The 17,894-nt window shown below is 57.9% G+C and carries 13 protein-coding genes, 1 tRNA gene and 1 other RNA gene; 6 read left to right on the top strand and 9 right to left on the bottom strand.

Going from position 1 to position 17,894, the window contains the following annotated elements; translation table 11 throughout:
* Nucleotides 1-66: 66 nt before the first annotated feature.
* Nucleotides 67-2,715: an adenosylcobalamin-dependent ribonucleoside-diphosphate reductase gene (locus QXU97_03260; GenBank protein MEM4035615.1), complete on the bottom strand. Its 2,649-nt coding sequence runs from the start codon at nucleotides 2,713-2,715 to the stop codon at nucleotides 67-69.
* A gap of 230 nt (nucleotides 2,716-2,945) precedes the next feature.
* Between QXU97_03260 and QXU97_03265 the strand changes: the two genes are divergently transcribed.
* On the top strand, nucleotides 2,946-3,158 hold the full coding sequence (locus QXU97_03265; GenBank protein MEM4035616.1) for a hypothetical protein: 213 nt from the start codon (nucleotides 2,946-2,948) through the stop codon (nucleotides 3,156-3,158).
* Nucleotides 3,159-3,388: 230 nt separating this feature from the next.
* Entirely contained in the window at nucleotides 3,389-4,432 is a 1,044-nt protein-coding gene (locus QXU97_03270; GenBank protein ID MEM4035617.1) for a histone deacetylase family protein, read from the top strand.
* On the opposite strand, the gene QXU97_03275 is transcribed toward QXU97_03270, so the two are convergent.
* Together QXU97_03275 and ffs are read right to left on the bottom strand one after the other, a co-directional pair.
* A complete protein-coding gene (locus QXU97_03275) occupies nucleotides 4,427-4,972 on the bottom strand; it encodes a DUF998 domain-containing protein (protein ID MEM4035618.1) in 546 nt (181 codons plus the stop codon). The genes QXU97_03270 and QXU97_03275 overlap by 6 nt on opposite strands.
* A gap of 53 nt (nucleotides 4,973-5,025) precedes the next feature.
* An RNA gene (ffs, locus tag QXU97_03280) (signal recognition particle sRNA) lies at nucleotides 5,026-5,335 on the bottom strand.
* A 257-nt stretch (nucleotides 5,336-5,592) separates the two neighbouring features.
* On the opposite strand from ffs, the gene cimA reads away from it, so the two are divergent.
* The 4 genes from cimA (at nucleotide 5,593) to QXU97_03300 (ending at nucleotide 8,160) form a co-directional block, all read left to right on the top strand.
* Nucleotides 5,593-7,188, top strand: coding sequence for a citramalate synthase (gene cimA / locus QXU97_03285; protein ID MEM4035619.1), 1,596 nt, complete (start codon nucleotides 5,593-5,595; stop codon nucleotides 7,186-7,188).
* A 42-nt stretch (nucleotides 7,189-7,230) separates the two neighbouring features.
* Entirely contained in the window at nucleotides 7,231-7,662 is a 432-nt protein-coding gene (locus QXU97_03290) for a CBS domain-containing protein (protein ID MEM4035620.1), read from the top strand.
* A gap of 57 nt (nucleotides 7,663-7,719) precedes the next feature.
* Nucleotides 7,720-7,807, top strand: a tRNA-Ser gene (locus tag QXU97_03295).
* A 218-nt stretch (nucleotides 7,808-8,025) separates the two neighbouring features.
* The gene (locus tag QXU97_03300; protein MEM4035621.1) at nucleotides 8,026-8,160 is read left to right on the top strand and encodes a hypothetical protein; all 135 of its coding nucleotides are present in this window, start codon (nucleotides 8,026-8,028) and stop codon (nucleotides 8,158-8,160) included.
* A 107-nt stretch (nucleotides 8,161-8,267) separates the two neighbouring features.
* On the opposite strand, the gene QXU97_03305 is transcribed toward QXU97_03300, so the two are convergent.
* The 6 genes from QXU97_03305 to QXU97_03330 all read right to left on the bottom strand — a co-directional run.
* Nucleotides 8,268-9,041 carry a hypothetical protein gene (locus tag QXU97_03305; protein ID MEM4035622.1) on the bottom strand — a complete coding sequence of 258 codons (774 nt, stop codon included), beginning with the start codon at nucleotides 9,039-9,041 and terminating at the stop codon, nucleotides 8,268-8,270.
* A gap of 52 nt (nucleotides 9,042-9,093) precedes the next feature.
* Nucleotides 9,094-9,453: an MBL fold metallo-hydrolase gene (locus tag QXU97_03310; GenBank protein ID MEM4035623.1), complete on the bottom strand. Its 360-nt coding sequence runs from the start codon at nucleotides 9,451-9,453 to the stop codon at nucleotides 9,094-9,096.
* Nucleotides 9,450-12,533, bottom strand: a complete 3,084-nt coding sequence (locus tag QXU97_03315; GenBank protein ID MEM4035624.1) for a DUF3883 domain-containing protein — start codon at nucleotides 12,531-12,533, stop codon at nucleotides 9,450-9,452. Before QXU97_03315 ends, QXU97_03310 begins: the two co-directional genes overlap by 4 nt.
* Entirely contained in the window at nucleotides 12,530-13,144 is a 615-nt protein-coding gene (locus QXU97_03320) for a hypothetical protein (GenBank protein ID MEM4035625.1), read from the bottom strand. Before QXU97_03320 ends, QXU97_03315 begins: the two co-directional genes overlap by 4 nt.
* Before the next feature lie 5 nt (nucleotides 13,145-13,149).
* Entirely contained in the window at nucleotides 13,150-16,623 is a 3,474-nt protein-coding gene (locus QXU97_03325; GenBank protein MEM4035626.1) for a DUF499 domain-containing protein, read from the bottom strand.
* 12 nt (nucleotides 16,624-16,635) lie between these two features.
* On the bottom strand, nucleotides 16,636-17,894 hold a 1,259-nt coding region (locus QXU97_03330), incomplete at its 5' end, for a hypothetical protein (protein MEM4035627.1).

Below are 17,894 nucleotides of genomic sequence, written 5' to 3' on the forward strand. Positions count from 1 at the left end.
CGTTCCTCTCGGGGCAGGGCTCGAGGCCTCTTGTCGTCGCCCCATCATTAAGGCTGGCGCTTGGCGTCAGCTCACCGGGCAGCCCGACCAGCCGCAGTCAGCGCACGTGACGCACTTCTCGCTGTGCACGAGGTTCCTGCCTCCGCACTCGGGGCACTCCTCGACTCCGCCGCGCCCCGGCTTGGCTCTCTTCACGTCCTCAAGGCTCACGCGGAGCCTAGGCTTGCCTCTCTCGCCTCCCTCGGAGGAGGGGGGCTTGTAGAGCGGGGGCTCTATGCCGAGCCTCCTCATCAAGTCCAGCGTCGAGTTCTCGACCACCGCTACATAGTAGCCCCTCCTCTGCGACGGCGTGACCAGCACCTGCTCCCCCTTCGATCCCTCTCTGAAGACCGTGACCCCCTTGAGGCCGAGCCTGTGAGCGAAGAGAAACGCCTTCAGCACGTCGTCCACCGTGACCCAGTGAGGCATATTGATCGTCTTGCTTATGGACGACGATATCCACAACTGCATCTCGTACTGAGCCCTCAAGTGGTCCCACCAAGGTATGTCGTAAGCCACGACGAATACCCTCTTGATGTCCTCGGGCACTCCGTCGAGGCCCTGCACCGAGCCCCCGTTCTCCGCGACCTTCTTGAGGAGCTCCTCGCTGTAGAGGCCTCTCTCCTTCAGCGCTCTCTCGAACTCCACGTCCACGTAGTAGAACGTGCCCAGGGTCACTCTCTTCTCGTAGACCAGCGCGAACTGAGGCTCTATGCCGGACGATACGTCGAATATCATGGATATGGAGCCCGTCGGAGCTATAGTTGTTGTCTCGACATTTCTAATCCCGCGTCTCTTGATCTCTTCGACGAGGCGGCTCCAATCGAGAGTCCAGAGCTCTCTCCTGTAGTAGCCTTCGAACGGCATCTCGCCGTCGACGTACGCGGACTTCGCGAATAGGGGGAAAGCTCCTCTCTCCTCGGCTAGCTTCACCGACTCCAGCATCGAGTAATACGATAGGTTCTCGGCGAGCACCCGCATGAACTCGAAGCCGGCCTCGCTGTTGTAGGGGATGCCCAGAGCGTAGAGGGCGTCGGCGAGCCCCATGATACCGAGCCCTATCTTCCTTGTCGAGAGAGTCTCGGCCTCGACCTGAGGCAGCGGGAACAAGTTCACGTCGATCACGTTATCGAGGAACCTCGTGGTTAGCCTCACCGTCTCCCTGAACGCGTCCCAATCGAATCGAGCCGAGCCGCTCTCCTCCCTCCTCACGAAGGCGTGGACGTTGATGCTCCCGAGATTGCAGGAGCCGTACGGGTAGAGAGGCTGCTCGCCGCAGGGGTTCGTCGCTCTTATTGGGCCCTTGACCTTCAACAGCACGTTCCTCCTATTTATGTTGTCCAAGAAGAGAACCCCCGGGTCTCCGGTCCTCCACGCGTTCTCGGCTATCATGTGCAGGAGGCTCCTCGGGTCTATCGTCTTCCAGACCCTCCCGTCTCTCGGGTTGACGAGCGGATAGGGCTCCCCCCTCTCGTAGTACCTCCAGAAGTCCTCGGTTATCATCACGGAGATATTGAAGTTCTGGAAGTGCTCGCCCGAGGCCTTGCACGTAATGAACTTCTCCACGTCGGGGTGCCAGATCTCCAATATGCCCATGTTCGCGCCTCTTCTCTTGCCCCCCTGCTTTATGACATCTGTCACCGTGTCTATTATCCTCATGAAGGAGACGGGCCCCGAGGCGACTCCGGCCGTCGATGTCACTATGTCGCCCTCGGGCCTGAGCTTCGAGTAGTTTATGCCAACTCCCCCGCCGCTCTTGAATATGATAGCGGCCTCCATGGCGGCCTCCATTATCGATTCTATATTATCCTCTATGCCCAGGACGAAGCAGGCCGAGAGCTGACCGAGCCTAGCGCCCGCGTTGAAGAGCGTGGGCGAGTTTGGGAGGAACTTCTTTTGCGCCATCAGGTCGTAGTACGCCTTGAAGTTCTCGTAGTACCTGTCGAATGCTCCGCTCAATAGCATAGACCAGAACTCGCTCCATGAAACTCTCATCTTGCCTTCGGAGTTGAGCCTGTCGTAAAGAGCCTTCATTCTCTCGAGGTGGTATCTATTCCACGCGAAGGCTACTCCGCCGCTTCCGCCCTTGAGGCCCACTTTGCCCTCCCACGCCGCGGCGTCGAACTCCTCTCGCGGGTGCCTCGGCTGAGAGCCGGTCACGTCGAATATTCGGGGATCGTACAATATGTCCGGGATCACGACGAGCGCCGCCACTCTGATGAACATCCGCTTCGGGTCCTCGACGAGCTTGCCCCTCTCGTCTCTCAGCAGGTAGCGAGAGGCGAGGAGCCTCACGGCGTTGAGGCTCAGGCTCTTGTCGACCTCATCGACGTAGTCCTTCTCCAGGAGCTTCTTCTTCTCCTCGCGTATCTTCTCCCTCTCCTTCCTATACAAGATGTAGGCCTTCGCCACCTCGTACTGGTCGAACTTGACGAGAGCCAGCTCGACTATGTCCTGGATCTCCTCGACGTGCGGCGGAGCCTTGTCGCCGAACTTCTCGTCGAGGGTCTTGAGCACGTACTCTACTATCTTCTCGAGCAGAGCCGGGTCGTATTTGCCGACGCTGAGCATGGCCTTCTTTATCGCGTTCCTAATCCTGTTGGCGTCGAAGGCCTCGACGCGCCCGTCGCGCTTTATCACATTCTTCACTCTGATCTCGACCTGACCGCTCGCCATGTCTGCGGCGTCACCTCGCTCTCCGCGAATTCACCCCACGAAACGAGTTAGGCTCGATCGCGCTAAAAGCGGAATGACGGGGGAAGAATGAGACGCGCTCCTCGGACCCTCCCCTCTCTCCGTCTCTTTGGGGGATCTCCCCACGACCTCTAGCCGCTCTCTTTATTGGCGCCTTCCCGACTATTATTTTGTTAGGACCCTTCACTCCTCGAGGGGGGATTCCAATATCGATGATGCAAACCAGCGGAGCCGGCCTCGAGGAGGGACAGGCGATAGAGCTCATTGAGGAGCTCGTGCCGACCCGCGAGGCCGGCTCCGTAAGCGCGGCCGCGGCGGTCGCCTCTCTCGACGTCTGCGCCGACGTGGCCGCGATAGATGCGGCGGTCGAGCTCAATCCCAGATACACGCTCCTCGTGGTTTGGGTCCCCCTCGAGCCGCTCTGAGCCCCCGGGATCTTCTCTCAGTTATTAAAGGGGGTCGCGCAGCTCGAATTGGTAGAGGGCCTTTGTCGACGAGGACTCTGTTGTCGCGCAGGGGAGCGGACAGATGCAAGAGGATGTGCTGCTCCGAGCGAGAGTGCGACGAGAGCTGCCTGAGCGAGTGCTACTCGAGCTGGGGAGCGCGCGGTGAGTGGCCAGCTTAGAGGGGATAGAGCCGCCTGGGCGAAGCCGATATGCCGGGCCTCACGGTGATCTGGGGCAGAGCCTTCCTAGGCCACGCGCCTAGGAGCGACCACCCCGAGAACCCCAAGCGCGCCGAGGTGGCCCTCGAGGCTTTGAGGAGGAGGGGGCTCGTCGGCGAGGTCGTCGAGCCTCTCGTCGCGGACGAGGAGGACCTGCTCGAGATTCACGACAGAGATTACGTCGAGCTCGTTAGACTCCTCTCTAACGCGGCCCCCTCTCACATAGACGAGGACACGTACGTCTCGAGCGACACCTACTTCGTAGCGGCCGCGGCCTTCGGGTCGAGCGCGCTAGCGGCCGAGCTCTCTCTCAAGCGGGGAGAGCCCGTAATCGCTCTCGTCAGGCCCCCAGGTCACCACGCGGGCAGGAGGGGCAGAGCAATGGGGGCTCCCTCGCAGGGCTTCTGCGTGTTTAACAACGCAGCGGCGGCGTGCGCGAGGCTGCTGGAGCACGGAGACGTAGCCGTGATAGACTTCGACGCTCACCACGGGAACGGGACGCAGGAGATCTTCCACCGAGACCCGCGCGTGCTCCACGTGGACCTACACCAGCACCCCGACACGCTGTACCCGGGCACCGGGTACCCTCACGAGGTAGGCGAGGGAGAAGCTAGAGGCACAAAGGTCAACGTGCCTCTGCCCCCGGACTCGGGCGACGACGTCTACGAGAGAGCCATCGAGGAGATCGTGAAGCCGGTCATTGAGCAGTTCGAGCCGGCCTCTCTCGTATTTTCCGCGGGCTTCGATGCTCACCTCGGCGACGGCTTGGCCTCGCTCCGAGCAACCTCATCGACGTTCCGAGCCCTCGGCGAGCTCGCGGCGAGAGGTCGGTGGAGAGCCGTGGTCGCGGTGCTCGAGGGGGGCTACTCCATCGGACTCGAGCTGGGGTTGCCCGCGTTCGCGGCCGGCCTCCTAGGATTAGACGAGATCTACTCGAGACCCACTCACACTTGGGGGAGAGCCCGCGAGGAGGCCGAGAGATGTCTCGACGAGGTCAAGAGGGTCTTATCGCGCTACTGGGCTCTCCGCTCATAGCTCTAGAACTCGGAGACCTCGCCTCAGGAGAGCGTAGTACCAGGGGAGAGCAGCCCCCACGCTGACGAGCTCGGGCAGAGCCACTCCCGGCGGCGTCTCGGCTAGGCCGTGCGCGATCCAGACCAGCGCCCCCGCCGCCAGAGAGGCCAACGGGCCCAGAGCTCGGTAGAGCGCAGCGTAGAGCGAGAGTAGGAGAGCTAGCGACGAGAAGAACGCGACCGAGACCAGGAAGTGCAGCTCCCCGTATACTTCGTCGAAGGCCCCGACCAAGCTCATGGCGGCTCCTACGAGCCACAGAGACGAGGCGAGAGCCAGCCCCACTCCTCTCCTCAGCGAAGCGGCCACCGAGCAGATGAGCGCTCCGCCGATAACGAGCCCTCCGTTGAACACCGGGGCGGCGCCGCTCATCGTCGCGTGGCCCAGGTCGCTCAAAGCGTTGTGCCACAGGCTGAACCAGGGGGAGCTCGCGATCGCGACGACGATGGCGATGAGCGGGACGAGGGGGGCGGCGTAGCCTAGGACGATTAGGGGAGACGTCAAGAGGGGGCCCTCTTCATCGTCGCTGAGCTCGCCGGGGATTAAAAGAGGCGCGGCGCGCGGCTCCCCCGGCGCGAGCCACCTATCGACGCGCAGAGGCCGGAGGGCTGCCTCCCCCCGGTGACCCGCGAACGTCGACGTCCGGGGACAGGTTGCTCCCTTCCGGGCCTGGCCGGGTTCCCCCGGTCAGGGCGGTTCCCGCCCGCCCTCCGGCGGGGAGACCGCCTCCGCCGACCCCGCGGGGCGGAGCTCATCGACCCTCCGGCGTGCGCGCCGGAGGCGGGGGTCGCGCCGGAGGTTACTGGCCCCCGCGTTGCGCCCACTTCGGGGTAATGGGGAGGGCGAGCCCCCGGCCCTTCCCGCGCGCCGCGCGCCGAGTATTCGTCACTGCTCGGGAAAAACGTTTCCCTTTGGGGGGCGGAGCGGCAGCGGTCCAGAGCCCCGCATCCTTGGCCGCTAGACGACCCGGCTTCCGGCGACCGCCCCCCGCCGAGTTGAGGAGGGGCACGAGCGTAATAATTTTTCTAAGCGAGCCGAGAAGATAGCGCGAGCGGAACGCTTAATAATGCTCGAGGAAGCACGCCTCCGAGGTGCGGGGGGCTTGGTCGGTGGTTTAGAAATCCTTGCGTGAGCCCCCGAGTAGCATCGAGATTCTGGACTCAACGTTGCGCGAAGGCCTCCAAGCGGTCGGCGTCTCGCTCTCCGTCGAGGACAGGATCAAGCTCGCTCTCCTGCTAGACGAGGTGGGGGTTCACTTCATCGAAGGGGGGTGGCCCGGCGCGGCCGAGGCGGACAGGACCTTCCTGAGGCGCGCCAAACAGATGGGTCTCGGGGCCAAGATAGCGGCCTTCACGTCGACTAGGAGGAGGGAGCTCTCGGCAGACTCCGACCCCATACTGGCGGCCGTCCTCGACGTGGAGCCCGACGTCGTCGTGGTCTTCGGGAAGACTTGGGACCTACACGTGCGAGTAGTCCTCGGCGCCACGCTCGAGGAGAATCTAGAGATCGTTAGGGACACGGTCGAGTTCTTCAGACGGCAAGGCCTCGCGGTCGTATTCGACGCCGAGCACTTCTTCGACGGCTACAAGGAGAACCGCGACTACGCGCTGGCCGTGGTTCGAGCGGCGGCCGAGGCCGGGGCCGAGACCGTGGTCCTCGCCGACACGAACGGAGGGAGCCTGCCCCACGAGGTCTACTTCGTCACGCGTGAGACCGTCGAGGAGCTCAGGCCTCTCGGAGCTCGCGTGGGCGTGCACGCTCACAACGACAGCGGCTGTGCCGTGGCCAACACGCTGATGGCCGTGATGGCGGGGGCCGAGCACGCGCAGGTCACGGTGAACGGGGTGGGAGAGAGGTGTGGCAACGCCGACCTAGCTGCCGTCGTCGCCAACCTCGAGCTCAAAATGGGAGTCAGAGCTCTGAGGAGGCCCGAGGGGCTGACCAAGCTCACTCAGCTCTCTCTCCTCTTCTACGAGCTCGCCGGCCTCTCGAGGAACCCCTTTCAACCCTACGTCGGCGAGAACGCTTTCGCGCACAAGGCCGGAGTGCACGTGGACGCCGTGCTCAAGTGCCCGAGGACTTACGAGCACATCGACCCCGAGCGCGTAGGCAATAAGCGGAGGCTCGTCGTCTCTCAGCTCAGCGGCAGAGCCGCTCTGCTCGCTCTGGCCTCTCAGCTCGGGATCGATGTGAGCAAGAGCGACCCGAGGCTGGCGAGAGCCCTCGAGAAGATCAAGAGGGCTGAGGTCGAGGGAGCGGGCCTGGAGGAGTCTCAGGCCTCGGTCGCCCTGACTCTCCTCAAGGAGTACGGAGCTTACTCGCCCAGGTTCGAGCTGATCGAGTGGAGCGTCGAGACGGGGCCGGGCCGAGCCAGGGCCAGAGCCCGCGTGAGAGCCGGGTCGAGAGTGGTGGAGGCCGAGAGCGACGGGGTGGGCCCGGTGCACGCCGTGGACCTGGCCGTGAGGAGGGCCCTCGAGGAGGTGGCCCCCGAGGTGGCTCGCGTCAAGCTGGTGGACTACAGAGTCTCCCTCCTGGGGGCCCCCAAGAGCACCTCGTCCGTCGTCAAAGTGGCCATGGTCCTCACGGACGGCGAGCGGGCCTGGACCTCGGGCTGCGCCTCGACGAACATAGTCGAGGCCAGCGTGAGGGCTCTAGTCGAGGGCCTGGACTACTACCTACACCTCCTCTCCAAGGGCTCTGCCGAGGCCCGAGAGAGCTAAAAGAAGGGGAAACAACAGATCAGGACACGAGGAGACCCCGCTTTGCGGGCCAAGCTAAGGCTTGGCGAGACCGTCGAGACCATAATGAGCAGACCCCCCATTGTGATCGGGGCCAGCGCCAGCGTCCAAGAGGCCGCGAGGCTCATGGCGGTGAACAGAGTGGGCAGCGTCATGGTCGTCGACGACGAGGGGAGGCTCGTCGGGATCGTGACCGAGAGAGACATCGTGAGGCTCGTCGCGTTCAGCGGCGCCGACCTGAGCCGCGACTACCCTATCGCCAGAGTGATGAGCTCTGACCCCGTCACTCTAGGCCCCCGCGAGAATCTACTCGACGCTCTCGCCAAGATGTGCGAGAACAACGTGAGACACCTGCCGGTGGTCGACGAGAAGGGCAAACCCATAGGCATGGTCAGCAATCGAGACATCATAGATGCCCTCATCGAGAGCCTGTTGGCCGTTAGGAGGAGCAGGTAGAGCCCTCGGCGCATCGAATATTAAGCGCGGCTCCTCCCCAGAGCTCGGATGCCGTGCGCCGGGGTCGCCCAGCCTGGTAGGGCGCCGGCCTGCTAAGCCGGTGGGGGACAACCCCGCGCGGGTTCAAATCCCGCCCCCGGCGCCACTCCCATGCGTGGTGATGGTTTATAAGTCATTGTTTCAGACCCCACACATACACCGTGAAACGATTTAATAATGTTGCTATTGATAGTATTAAGAGATAATGTTGTTATGAGTGTGGCTGTGAAGCCTTGGTACGATGGACTGAACCTCGGAGGGTTGAGTGATGCAGACAGGGTTAAGATACTTCATAGTGGATGAGCTAAGCACGGTAGGGAGAGGGTGCAGGAGGTCCTTGGGGTAAGTAGGATCACTATGCGGAGGCTCCTGAACGGGAAGTCCAGGCTGGACGATGGGAGGCTGAAGCTACTGCTCACCATGATCACAGAATACTCACCTTCGATGCTCACACCTTGATCAGCATCTCCGGATGGGATGTGCGTATCGACACGATCTTCTTGGGCTTGATGATCTCCAGAATTCTGTCGAGCTGGTGTGGGTAGTAGTGACCGGATATGCGCACCCTATAGCTGTGTACTCCGAGCCGCGTTAGTCATGCACCGACCTTCGCCTCCATTATCCTGAACTCCTCGCCTCTGGGCTCGCTGGTCAGCTGTATCAGTAGCGACCCCCCGCAGGTCTACCCCCTGGTTCGCCAGGATCCTCAACTCGTCCACGGCTCTGTACGAGAGGAACACAGCTATCTTGTCGCTGGGGATGGACTCGACCAGCCTACAGCTCCTCACGCTACCGACGTAGTCGAAGAGAGTGTACCCGTGCCTTCTAGCCTCTCCGTGGATGTCGTAGTAGAAGTACTGCTCTTGGTCTAAGCCTATGCTGGTTAGCGACGCATCGGCGATGTCTGCGTACCTCTCGTGGACTACCGCGATGGACCACCCGCGCTTGGACAGTAGGTCGGCTACGAACGCGAGGGTCTCGACGTCTAGTGGGTGGTAGGTGAGGAAGAGCACCTTCCTGCTGTAGCTCTCCAAGAGCTTGCTGAAGACTAGCGACGCTGTTTCTACGTCTACGTAGTCTCTCACGCCGCCTAGGTTCGTGCCCTCGACGATGGCTAGATCGACGCCGCCGACCTCCTCAACGAGCCCGCCTAGGTTTGCGGAGGTGTCTAAGCTGTGCTCTATGCCTAGAGCTTTGAGCGGTGTGTCGAGCCTGAAGCCACCCGTGTAGAGAACCGAGCCGGACGAGGTGTGCAGGAGGAAGGCGTAGGGTGGGTAGGCGCTGTGGCTGACTCTAAACCGGTTTAACGACGCCGCGCCACCCCTTAACGCTTCTAGCATAGCTCACGACATCCCCTGTGGGTGGTAGTAGAACGCTTTTCCACGACCACTCTCAGGAGTTGGTGAGCTTCGCGAGGATACCCATGTGTGGAACGTAGAGCTCAACACCCTGCTCCTCAGCCATGGAGAGTGCTCCCAGGTGGTCAAGGTGGAGGTGGGAGATGAACACAGCGTCAATGCCTTCGTAGGCTTCTGGTGGTGGTATGACTTTAACCTCGTAGAGGTCTCTGAGAGTGTGAGGTTCTATGTAGCCACCGTAGAACTTGGTGAAAGCCCCGAAGTCGATCCCCTGGTCGAGCATCACAGAGAAGCCGCTCTCCTCGTCTCTGACAACCACGCAGTTACCACCAATGCTTCTTGCACCACCGTAAACCTCGATGATAACCGAGTTGCCGAGCCTTTGCTTGATCAATCCTGAGCACCGGGGTGGAAACCAAACCTGTACGCGGTGATCCTGACTTCTCTCCTGGTGAGCGGAAGCCTGTTCGCCGGGTTCCTGATTGCGAGCACAACTGGGTTCCTGGTTCCCACGCCGTAGACTAGGTATATCCAGTACTTCTCCCCGAGCTCTTTAGCCGTAGCATACTCTCTCTCCGTGAGCTCGAACTCGAGCCTTGGCTTAACAAAGCCCTTGCACTCTATGAACCTCTCCTCGTTGCCATCTCTGCTGTAGATGTCGTAGTGCTCCACTAAGTTGACCAGTATTGGCTCTCTACTAGCTTTCCTCTCGAGCTCGGCGACAACCTCGAGCAGGTACTTCTTCTCGAATCCTCCCCAGACCCCAGTTGCAGAGATGTACGTGGACTCCGGTAAGAAGCCCAGCGTGAAGAAGACAGCTAGGGGTTGCAGGTCCACGGTGGCTCGGGTGCTGTAGAGGGGGTTGGGCTTTGCCCCGATCCCGCTGAAAACCGTCTTCTTGACATCCTCGTACTTCCTCGTGTTCTCGAACATTTTGTCGAGGGCTACGCCCTTTGCTTTCGCGTAGCCAGCGTAGATCTTTGCGTAGTGTTCAAGCTGGTCTCTGAGGTAGCCGTGTACTTCATCTACGGGGAGAGACTCGAGTAGCATTCTGGAAATCGTCTCCACGAGAGATACTTCTCTCAGGGGTGCTATCCAGTTCTCGTCGACGTTGACCTCTAAGCCTATCAGGTCCGAAACAGCTCTGTTACCCAAGTTTATGGTTACCCTGTACAGAATGTAGACTCTTCTACCTGGGTTGTTGACGGCGATGTAGAGGGTTCCGGGTGGTGGGGATTCCTCCACGGTCCTGGTTCTGTTTACAACCATGTTGATGGATTCAACAGGGTCCTCGGGCTTAGCGGTACAGCCCGCGAGCCTGCAGTACGTTTCGAGAAGAAGCTTCGCAAGCTTTCCCGCCTCTTCGTGGTTCTTGATACCGCACATGCTGTACAAAGCGTTCTCGATGTCATGCCTGCTAGTTTGACCCGGATACACTCTGCTCTTCTTGATTCTCTCGGCAAGCCTCACGATCTCGCCTACGAACCTCTCAGCCAGTTTTTCCAGGAGCTTAGCGTACTCCTCGTCTCCTGATTCGATGAGCTTCCTCAGGATGACCTCCTCGGGCTGAATACCTTTCTCTTTCTCATCCACCAGCTTTTCCTTTCTCAGAATCCTGATGAGTGGTACAGCGCCAATGTACCTGCTCAGCACATCGGATGCTTTCTCTCCGAGCTTTCGCCTAATGGTCTCATCGAATATCGTGTTTCGAAGAGTAACCAGGTACGCTTCTTCACCCAGCCCGAGCTCCTGCTTGCCTAAGGACTCCACTATGCTGTAAACCTTGCCGAAGAATATCCTCTGTATCTTCTCCTCAACCGTGTTCAAGAGGAAGAGGTTGAACACATAAACAGTTCTCCTCTGACCGTACCTCCACACTCTACCAACCCTCTGCTCGAGCCTCAGAGGGCTGTAAACAACCTCGTAGTTCACGAGGACGTTGGCTTCTTGAAGGTTCAACCCTTCGCTCATAACGTCCGTTGCAACCAGCACCTTCACACCGGGTTTCTCTAGCCACTTCACCACATCTAGGTACTCGTTCTTGTTGTCGGAGGTGAGAACTCTGACCATGTCACCTGCGTTGGGGTAACGTTTGCTGAGCTCATCCACGAGCCTCTTGTACACATAGTAAGCGGTGTCTTTGAACTCGGTGAAAACCAGTATCTTGGCGTCTCCGAGATCCGAGAACACGCCCTCCGGCTTGCTCTTCGCCAGCTCGATGAGCCTCAGTAGGAACTCTATCTTGGAGTCCCTGAACTCGCCGCTGATCAACCGTTCAGCGATGTTTATGGACTCGCTCAGCTTGACACTCTCCTCGTTTTTCAGAAGGTTTGCCTCCTGGAGAACAGCGCCTAGTTCGTTGAAGACCCTGTCTGGTTCTACTTCTCCCTCCCCGGCAATCTCCCGCCTCAGCGCTATTCTCACTTTCTTGAGGGCTTCTTCAATTCCCGTTTTTCCGATTACTACCAGTTCTTCGGCTCTCTTGGATGTTATCTTCGCGAAGGTCTCAACTAGTGCCTGCGGAGAGGAGGTTCCCCGCTTGATAAGTAGCATGGATAGAAGAGCGGATACCGCTCGCGCACGCTTAGCCTCGTACTCACCAGCTTCGTAAACCTTCTGATAGTACCTTGCCACGATCGATCTTCCCAACGAAACGAGGTTCTTCAGTAGCTTCTGCTCCTCGAGAGTAGGCGCTATGAGAACCGAGAGCATTACTGCTGGTTTGAACAGCTCCTTCTGCTCATACACGTTGTTAACGTCTTCCTTGGTCCTCCTGTGTACTAGAACCATGTGTGTTGCCGCGTAGAAGTCTGATCCCACCTTTGGCTTAGCTTTCTTCTCCTTGGGTATGAGCTTCTCTATATCTGGATCCAACACGGAGAGCAGGTAGAGGTACTTTTTCTCGTCTCCTCTGTGCGGTGTCGCGGAGAGCAGTAAAACGGTTGTGTTGCGATTATTCCTAGCAAGCTTCGCTATCTCTTCTCTAAGTATCTTAGGTGCAAGCCTGTGGGCTTCATCGACAATGATCGCGTCCCAAGCAATCTTTCTCACTTTGTCAATGTACTCTTTCTTCTTCACAGTATCCATTCTGACCACGTAGTAGCCTTCCGCATCCCCACACTCCATGAGCTCCTCGAGAAGAGCCGAGGTGTTCTTGGCTTTAACTCCGAACCTTTCCAGCTCGCTTATCCATTGCTTTTCGAGAACAGATGGTACAACTATGAGGATTCGTCTGAGAGGCTGAAGCATGCTCAGAGCATGCAGTATTCGTAGTGCTTCAACGGTTTTTCCAAGACCAATCGTATCAGCTATGAGGATTCTCGTAGGGTTTATGAGGAGAGCCCTGGCGACCAGCTCTGTTTGGTGGAGTAGAGGCTCAACCGGGCGGTTAGCAGAGCGGGGCAATGTGAAAAAAGGGTTTCTAAGGTAGTTCTCGGCGAGCACATGTAGTAGGAGTAGTCTCGCGTCCTTCACTTGTCATACCCGTACATTACTCTGAAGGCTTTACCCACGCGGAGAGCCCAGTAGAGCCCTCTGTTCATGTAGCTGTACCTGTTGTCCACGAACCTGTCCATTACCGTGATGCCGAGCCTGTCCGACCATATTCCCCGTTGCTCTATCTCCTCACCCACTCTCCTGTAGGCGGTGTAGGGCTTACGCCTATATGTTGCCAAAACTGCTGAGTACAGCATGTGCTGGTGTCCCTGGTCCAGCCCAGGGAACTCAATTACGGGTACTCTGACGATGGTTTTACCTCGCCCCCACGCGTTCACCTCTCTCTCGACGAGCTTAACGCTGGCTCCGAGCTTCTCGGCGAACCACACGTAGTACTCCGGGTCGTGGGCTGGCACCGCTAGAACAGTGTCGCCGTCGCGGACAAGCTCCTTGAAAGCTCTCCTGCTGAGAACCAGCCGTCCCAGCTTCTCCTCCACCCCCTTGCTCGTCGTACTGAAGTACGCTATCCACCACCTGAAGTACCCTTCAACGATGTCGCTGTGCCACGGGTTCACACTTTTCTTCTTCTTCCTCCGCAGGTACATCGTGGCAAAGTACCTCTTGCGCTCCCCTACAATTTCTCCGCTCACCTGGATCACCCTTTCACCAGGACTGTTAAGCGGAGGTTGTCCGGGAGCTCCTTGATTTTCTCGACTTCGCTCATCTTGTCCTCTGGCACATGCACGGTGATTCTCAGGTCTCTCACCTCGAAGCTATCGGTTAAGTCTCTGACTAGCGATAGGACCTGGATTGCTTCGTCCACGGATAGGTTGTCGGCTTCCACTCGGATCTTGTCCATAACGGCTTTTACGGTGATTGAGCCCACCAGCTCCCTTGAGACCGCTACTGCTCTGTGGAAGTCTTCAAAGGACGAAATCTCCATTGCTTTCAAAGCCACGACTCTGCCAGCCTCGAGGTACTCTTTAGCGTCGCGAACCGTGAGAGTGAGAGTGACTTCCTCTGGAGCGAGCACGGGTCTACGTATGCGTACGGTTTTCTCTCCGCGCCCCAGTACTGATCCCTTCTCGTCTAGAACCACTGCTGTGACCACGACCTCTCCAGCGTTCTTCTCGGGTTTTAGCTCAAAGCTCCTGCTGAACGGTACGGCAACGTCTTCTTCGATTTGCGCTGGCTCTGCACCCTTCGCTGTGATCCTCAGCTTTGCTCTCTCGACGACGGGTGCAACAGCCTTCAGGTTCAGCTTGATGAGGATAGGTGCTTCGGCTTCAGCTTCCCCGGGGGCGTCGATGTCTACTCGGACAGCGATCTTCTCCTTGTAGGCAACGTACGTTGTTCTAATGAGCTCGCCGTAGCCCGGTAGCTGGCGCAGAGCATCGAGGGTGAGCTCTCGTTCTCCGTCCGTGAACACCAGGATCTCGTTGCTCTCGAGGCTCCTCTTGGCGTTCTCCAGCCACTCCTCGAGGATGCTCGTGTACTTCGTTAAAACCACTGGTCTCCCCTGCTTCATGGAGCTCAGGGCTTCCTTAGCAATGCTCTCGTACTCCTCGTCGGTTAGGGAGCCGGCTCCACCGCTCTTTACACGGGCTAGTGCTTCGCTCTTCGAGGAGAGCACGCTCTTCCAGTAGAGTTTACCCTCGATCTTGACGGCGTACTCGAGGTTCTTGACGGGTTTCAGAGCGTTCTCCACGAACCACTTCAAGCTCATGACTGGTATGTCCTCTCGGTTTCCGGTGAGCAGGTTGATCCACACGTTGTTGAGCATAACGCTGTCCTGGACCGCGCTCTCTCCTAGGAGAACCCTGGCTACATCCAGCACCCAGTTCTCATCCATCTCCGAGAGGATGAACGAGTTACTGCAAAGTGTTTCTTCAACAGCCTTGAACACCTGTTTCTCCCGCACGATTTCGCTAAGCTTCAGCGACAGTATTCTCCCTCCGCGCTTGAGCTTAACGGTGTTGTATACTTTGCTTATCAGGACCTCGGTGTACTTGAGGTAGTCTTTTTCGCACTTCGATACATCCTGCTTCAGCTTTTTCAGGAGGTCCGGCTCCTCCCTGATGTCGGCTTCGTACTCCTCTGCGAGAACCTCTTCGGTGAGCTTATCTCTGCAGACAATGTGGTACTTGATCGCGCTCCTCAGGGCTTCCCAGTAGGTTTCGGCTTTCACACCGTACCTCTTCGCTTCATCAGGGGGGATTCTGGACTCGGTGTCGGGGACTAGTATCAGCGTGTTCGTGTACTTGACTTGCTCAGCGAGTTCGCTGTCTGGGACCGGCTCCGTGTATACTACGATGGTTGGAACTGCACCCTCCTCTCTGATCTCGTTGTGGAAAACAGCGGCTTCACCCAGTAGTGGTAGCCCGCTTCTCACTTTCTTGAAGCCCGTGTCCAGCTGGTTCCTCAGGACGGTTTCAACTTCATCGTCTGTTACCTTCTCAGCGTACCTGTTCATCAGTTCCTGTAGCCTCGGAGTCCACTTCATGAACCACCGGTCTTCGTGGACGTGGAGATGTGGGAGCTTACCTGAGAGGTACCTTAGTGTAGCCTCGGCATCGTACCACTTACTGTCCTTGGCTACCGGGAGGTCGATTACTGCGTAAGCGACATCCCTGGTCGTTGGGTATATGTCCTTGTTGCTTACAAGGCCTCTTCCAGCGAGGCTTCTCAGCCAGATGTAGACGGAGATAGCGTACGCCGCGGGAACGTATTCCTTATCTACGTACTGCTCGTGAACTGGTTTAACCGTGCATTTCACGTCTACTGAGGTACTCTCACTAACAACAGAGCTCCTGAGGACGCTCACGAACCTCTGGAAATCTCTCTCAGTTGATGGCAAATTGGAGACGAGGACAGCTTCGTCGAAGACGGGCACGTAGTACGGCATGAGGAGATGCGGTTCAAAACCCGTCCAGTCAAAGCATCCGAGCTCAACAGCTCTGAGGGATTCGGCTACAATTGCCAGAGGGCTCCTGGTGAGCTGGAAGTGCTCGCTCAGGTACTGGTGGAGAACCCTCAGGGTTTCTATGGTCTCCGGGTGAACCGGGTAGGTTTTCTCGAGCTCGTCTACAAGCTTACGCCTCACCAGGTGGTCTCTGATCTCGGTGGCGGGCACAGCGTTTACTATCATTTCGCCGATCTTCCTTCCAAGGCTTGCGAGCTTAGCGGGGTCCTCGTCGAAAATCCTCTTCCTGACGATCGACGCTATGTCCCCGAATGACGTGACGACTATCGTGGTTCCTCGGGTTCTATCGAGCACTCTCTTTATGACGTCAACGTCAAAGAGCTTCTCGTGCGCCTTCTCGAGTCTCCCTGTCTCGGGGCTGAAGGGAATGGTTATAACCACCGCGCAGGACTGTATATCCTCTGTTGTGAGTAGTTCCGAGAGTACCAGGATGAACTGGTTCACCAGGGGTCGCATGTTTTCGGGTATTCTTCCGTAATACTGTGCTATCTCGTCAATGAGTATTACCGCACTGCTTCCGTTCAGCAGGGTTCTAAGCTGGTCTTTCGAAGGTGCTACGACATTGTTGTCCTGCACGGCTACGAGCTGGTAGTTTCCGAGCTTATCGGCTATGTAGCCCCAGATGGTCTTAATGGGCTTGTTGTCGAGCGGTGTTGGCGCGTGGTCGCTTTCACCTCCATGGACGACAACCACCTTGATTTTCGTCGCCTCGTGGAACCTCTGCCAGTTCTTCACCACGTAGTCAGCTATGTCTTTGTCTAAGATGGCGAGAACCTCTGCGGCTTCTCGTGGGGTTCTAGACTCCCGTATGACCTTGAGCACGTGGTAAAGGGTTGCCAGAGCATGGGATTTTCCGCCTCCGAACAGCGATGGAAGAACGAAGAGTCTTGACTCAACGCGGCACCTCACACCTCCAACTACGTCCTCTCTGATGTTCAGGAGGCTCATCAGTACCATTATCACAAGCTTCTTGATCCCCTGAGTAACAGCTGTTCTCTTGAAGAACTCAGCCGGGTTTCTGAGGAACTCGGGTGCGGTGCCCCTATCGATGTGTACTATGTCGATTGCCGGAGTGTAGTTTCCTTCCAGGATTTCCTTTCTAACTCTGATGCTCTTCAGAGGCGGGACCTGAGCTACAATGGACATGATCTCATTCATCTAGGTTTTAATACGCTCAAGAATACTTATAACTCTTGAACACAGCGAGGCTTCGGGGTCGCTCCTTATCCTGGCTAGAGCACGCGCTAGCGCTACAGCTTCCTCGACGAGGTGCGGGTACTTAGATGAGAGCTCCTCGTAGACAACCTTGAACTCGCTGAACGTCTGCGTAACCTCGTACTCGAGTATGTGGAGAACGTCCAGGGCGTTCGATAGCTCTCTTACCCTGCTATCCTCCCTAACACCGAGTTTTACCAGGTCCAGTTTTCTCAGCCCAGCTATCCTCTTGAGCTCTTCTGGGTCGTCCGAGCTCGGCGAGAGAAGTACGTAGGTCTTCTGCTTCGCTACCTTCGAGCCCTTGCTCTCGGTGTTCACCGGAGTTATAGCTCTCTCCTTTACAAGTACCTCGTGGAGCTTTTCCCCTAGTTTCTTCTTCGACTCGGCTACATCACCGAGAACACTGTACCCCAGGGTTATGAGCTCCTGGCTCGACAGGAGAACAGTAGCTTCTCCAGCGTGCAGTCTCTTTATCAGCGCGTAGGCTAGCGATATCGGTGAGAGCTTCGCGGCTTCATCTCCGACGAGCTCCTCGGATGCTATTCTCATGGCTTGCTTAACGATGTCCTCGGTTGACGCGTAGGCTCCTATGGCTTTCCTTATAGCTCTGTACGAAGTGTAAACGCTGAGAGCGGTGGAGAAAGCGGCGAAGTAGAGGTCTGTACCGTCCAGCTTTACCTTGCTCAAGAGCTCCCTCACCCGCGATCTAACCTCCTCGGAAACAGTCCTCAGCTCGGCTTCACCGCAGTCTTTAACCCTCCACGTTGCAATAATGCTTGTCTTTAGAGCAGTCTTACCCCTAGCTGTAACCCTCTCCTCGCTCTCTGTGTGAAGAACCCACGTCTTCGTGAGAGCGAGCTGTGTACGCCTCCATCCAGCTTCAACAAGCTCAAGCCACGCCCTAGGGCTCGTATGAGCAAAATAGACAACTAGTAGTTCATCTTTCTTCAGCCTCTTCTCCATTGTCTCGAACGCTTTGCCAAGTAGCTCCGTGTAGTACTCTGGACCGCTTTTGCCGAGGAAGTGCTTTACTCTGCCCTCGTTGTACGTGATCTCCCGTAGCGATAGCGCCTCCCACTGTGTTCTGTGCTTGAACGCCTCCGGGTGGTAGTCTCTCAGGATTCTCTTGAGCCAAACGTAGTAGAAGTCGCTTAGCTCCGCATACGGCACGTCGTCTCTGTACGGCGGGTCCGTAACGATCA

This window comes from Fervidicoccaceae archaeon (genome assembly GCA_038878695.1).
Classification (GTDB): domain Archaea; phylum Thermoproteota; class Thermoprotei_A; order Sulfolobales; family Fervidicoccaceae; genus JAVZVD01.

What these genes read in the sequence shown, in the direction of transcription:
- QXU97_03260 (MEM4035615.1), bottom strand. Translation starts at nt 2,715, where the DNA reads ATGGCGAGCGGTCAGGTCGAGATCAGAGTGAAGAATGTGATAAAGCGC.
- QXU97_03325 (MEM4035626.1), bottom strand. Translation starts at nt 16,623, where the DNA reads ATGTCCATTGTAGCTCAGGTCCCGCCTCTGAAGAGCATCAGAGTTAGA.
- QXU97_03305 (MEM4035622.1), bottom strand. Translation starts at nt 9,041, where the DNA reads ATGCTAGAAGCGTTAAGGGGTGGCGCGGCGTCGTTAAACCGGTTTAGA.
- QXU97_03265 (MEM4035616.1), top strand. Translation starts at nt 2,946, where the DNA reads ATGATGCAAACCAGCGGAGCCGGCCTCGAGGAGGGACAGGCGATAGAG.
- QXU97_03270 (MEM4035617.1), top strand. Translation starts at nt 3,389, where the DNA reads ATGCCGGGCCTCACGGTGATCTGGGGCAGAGCCTTCCTAGGCCACGCG.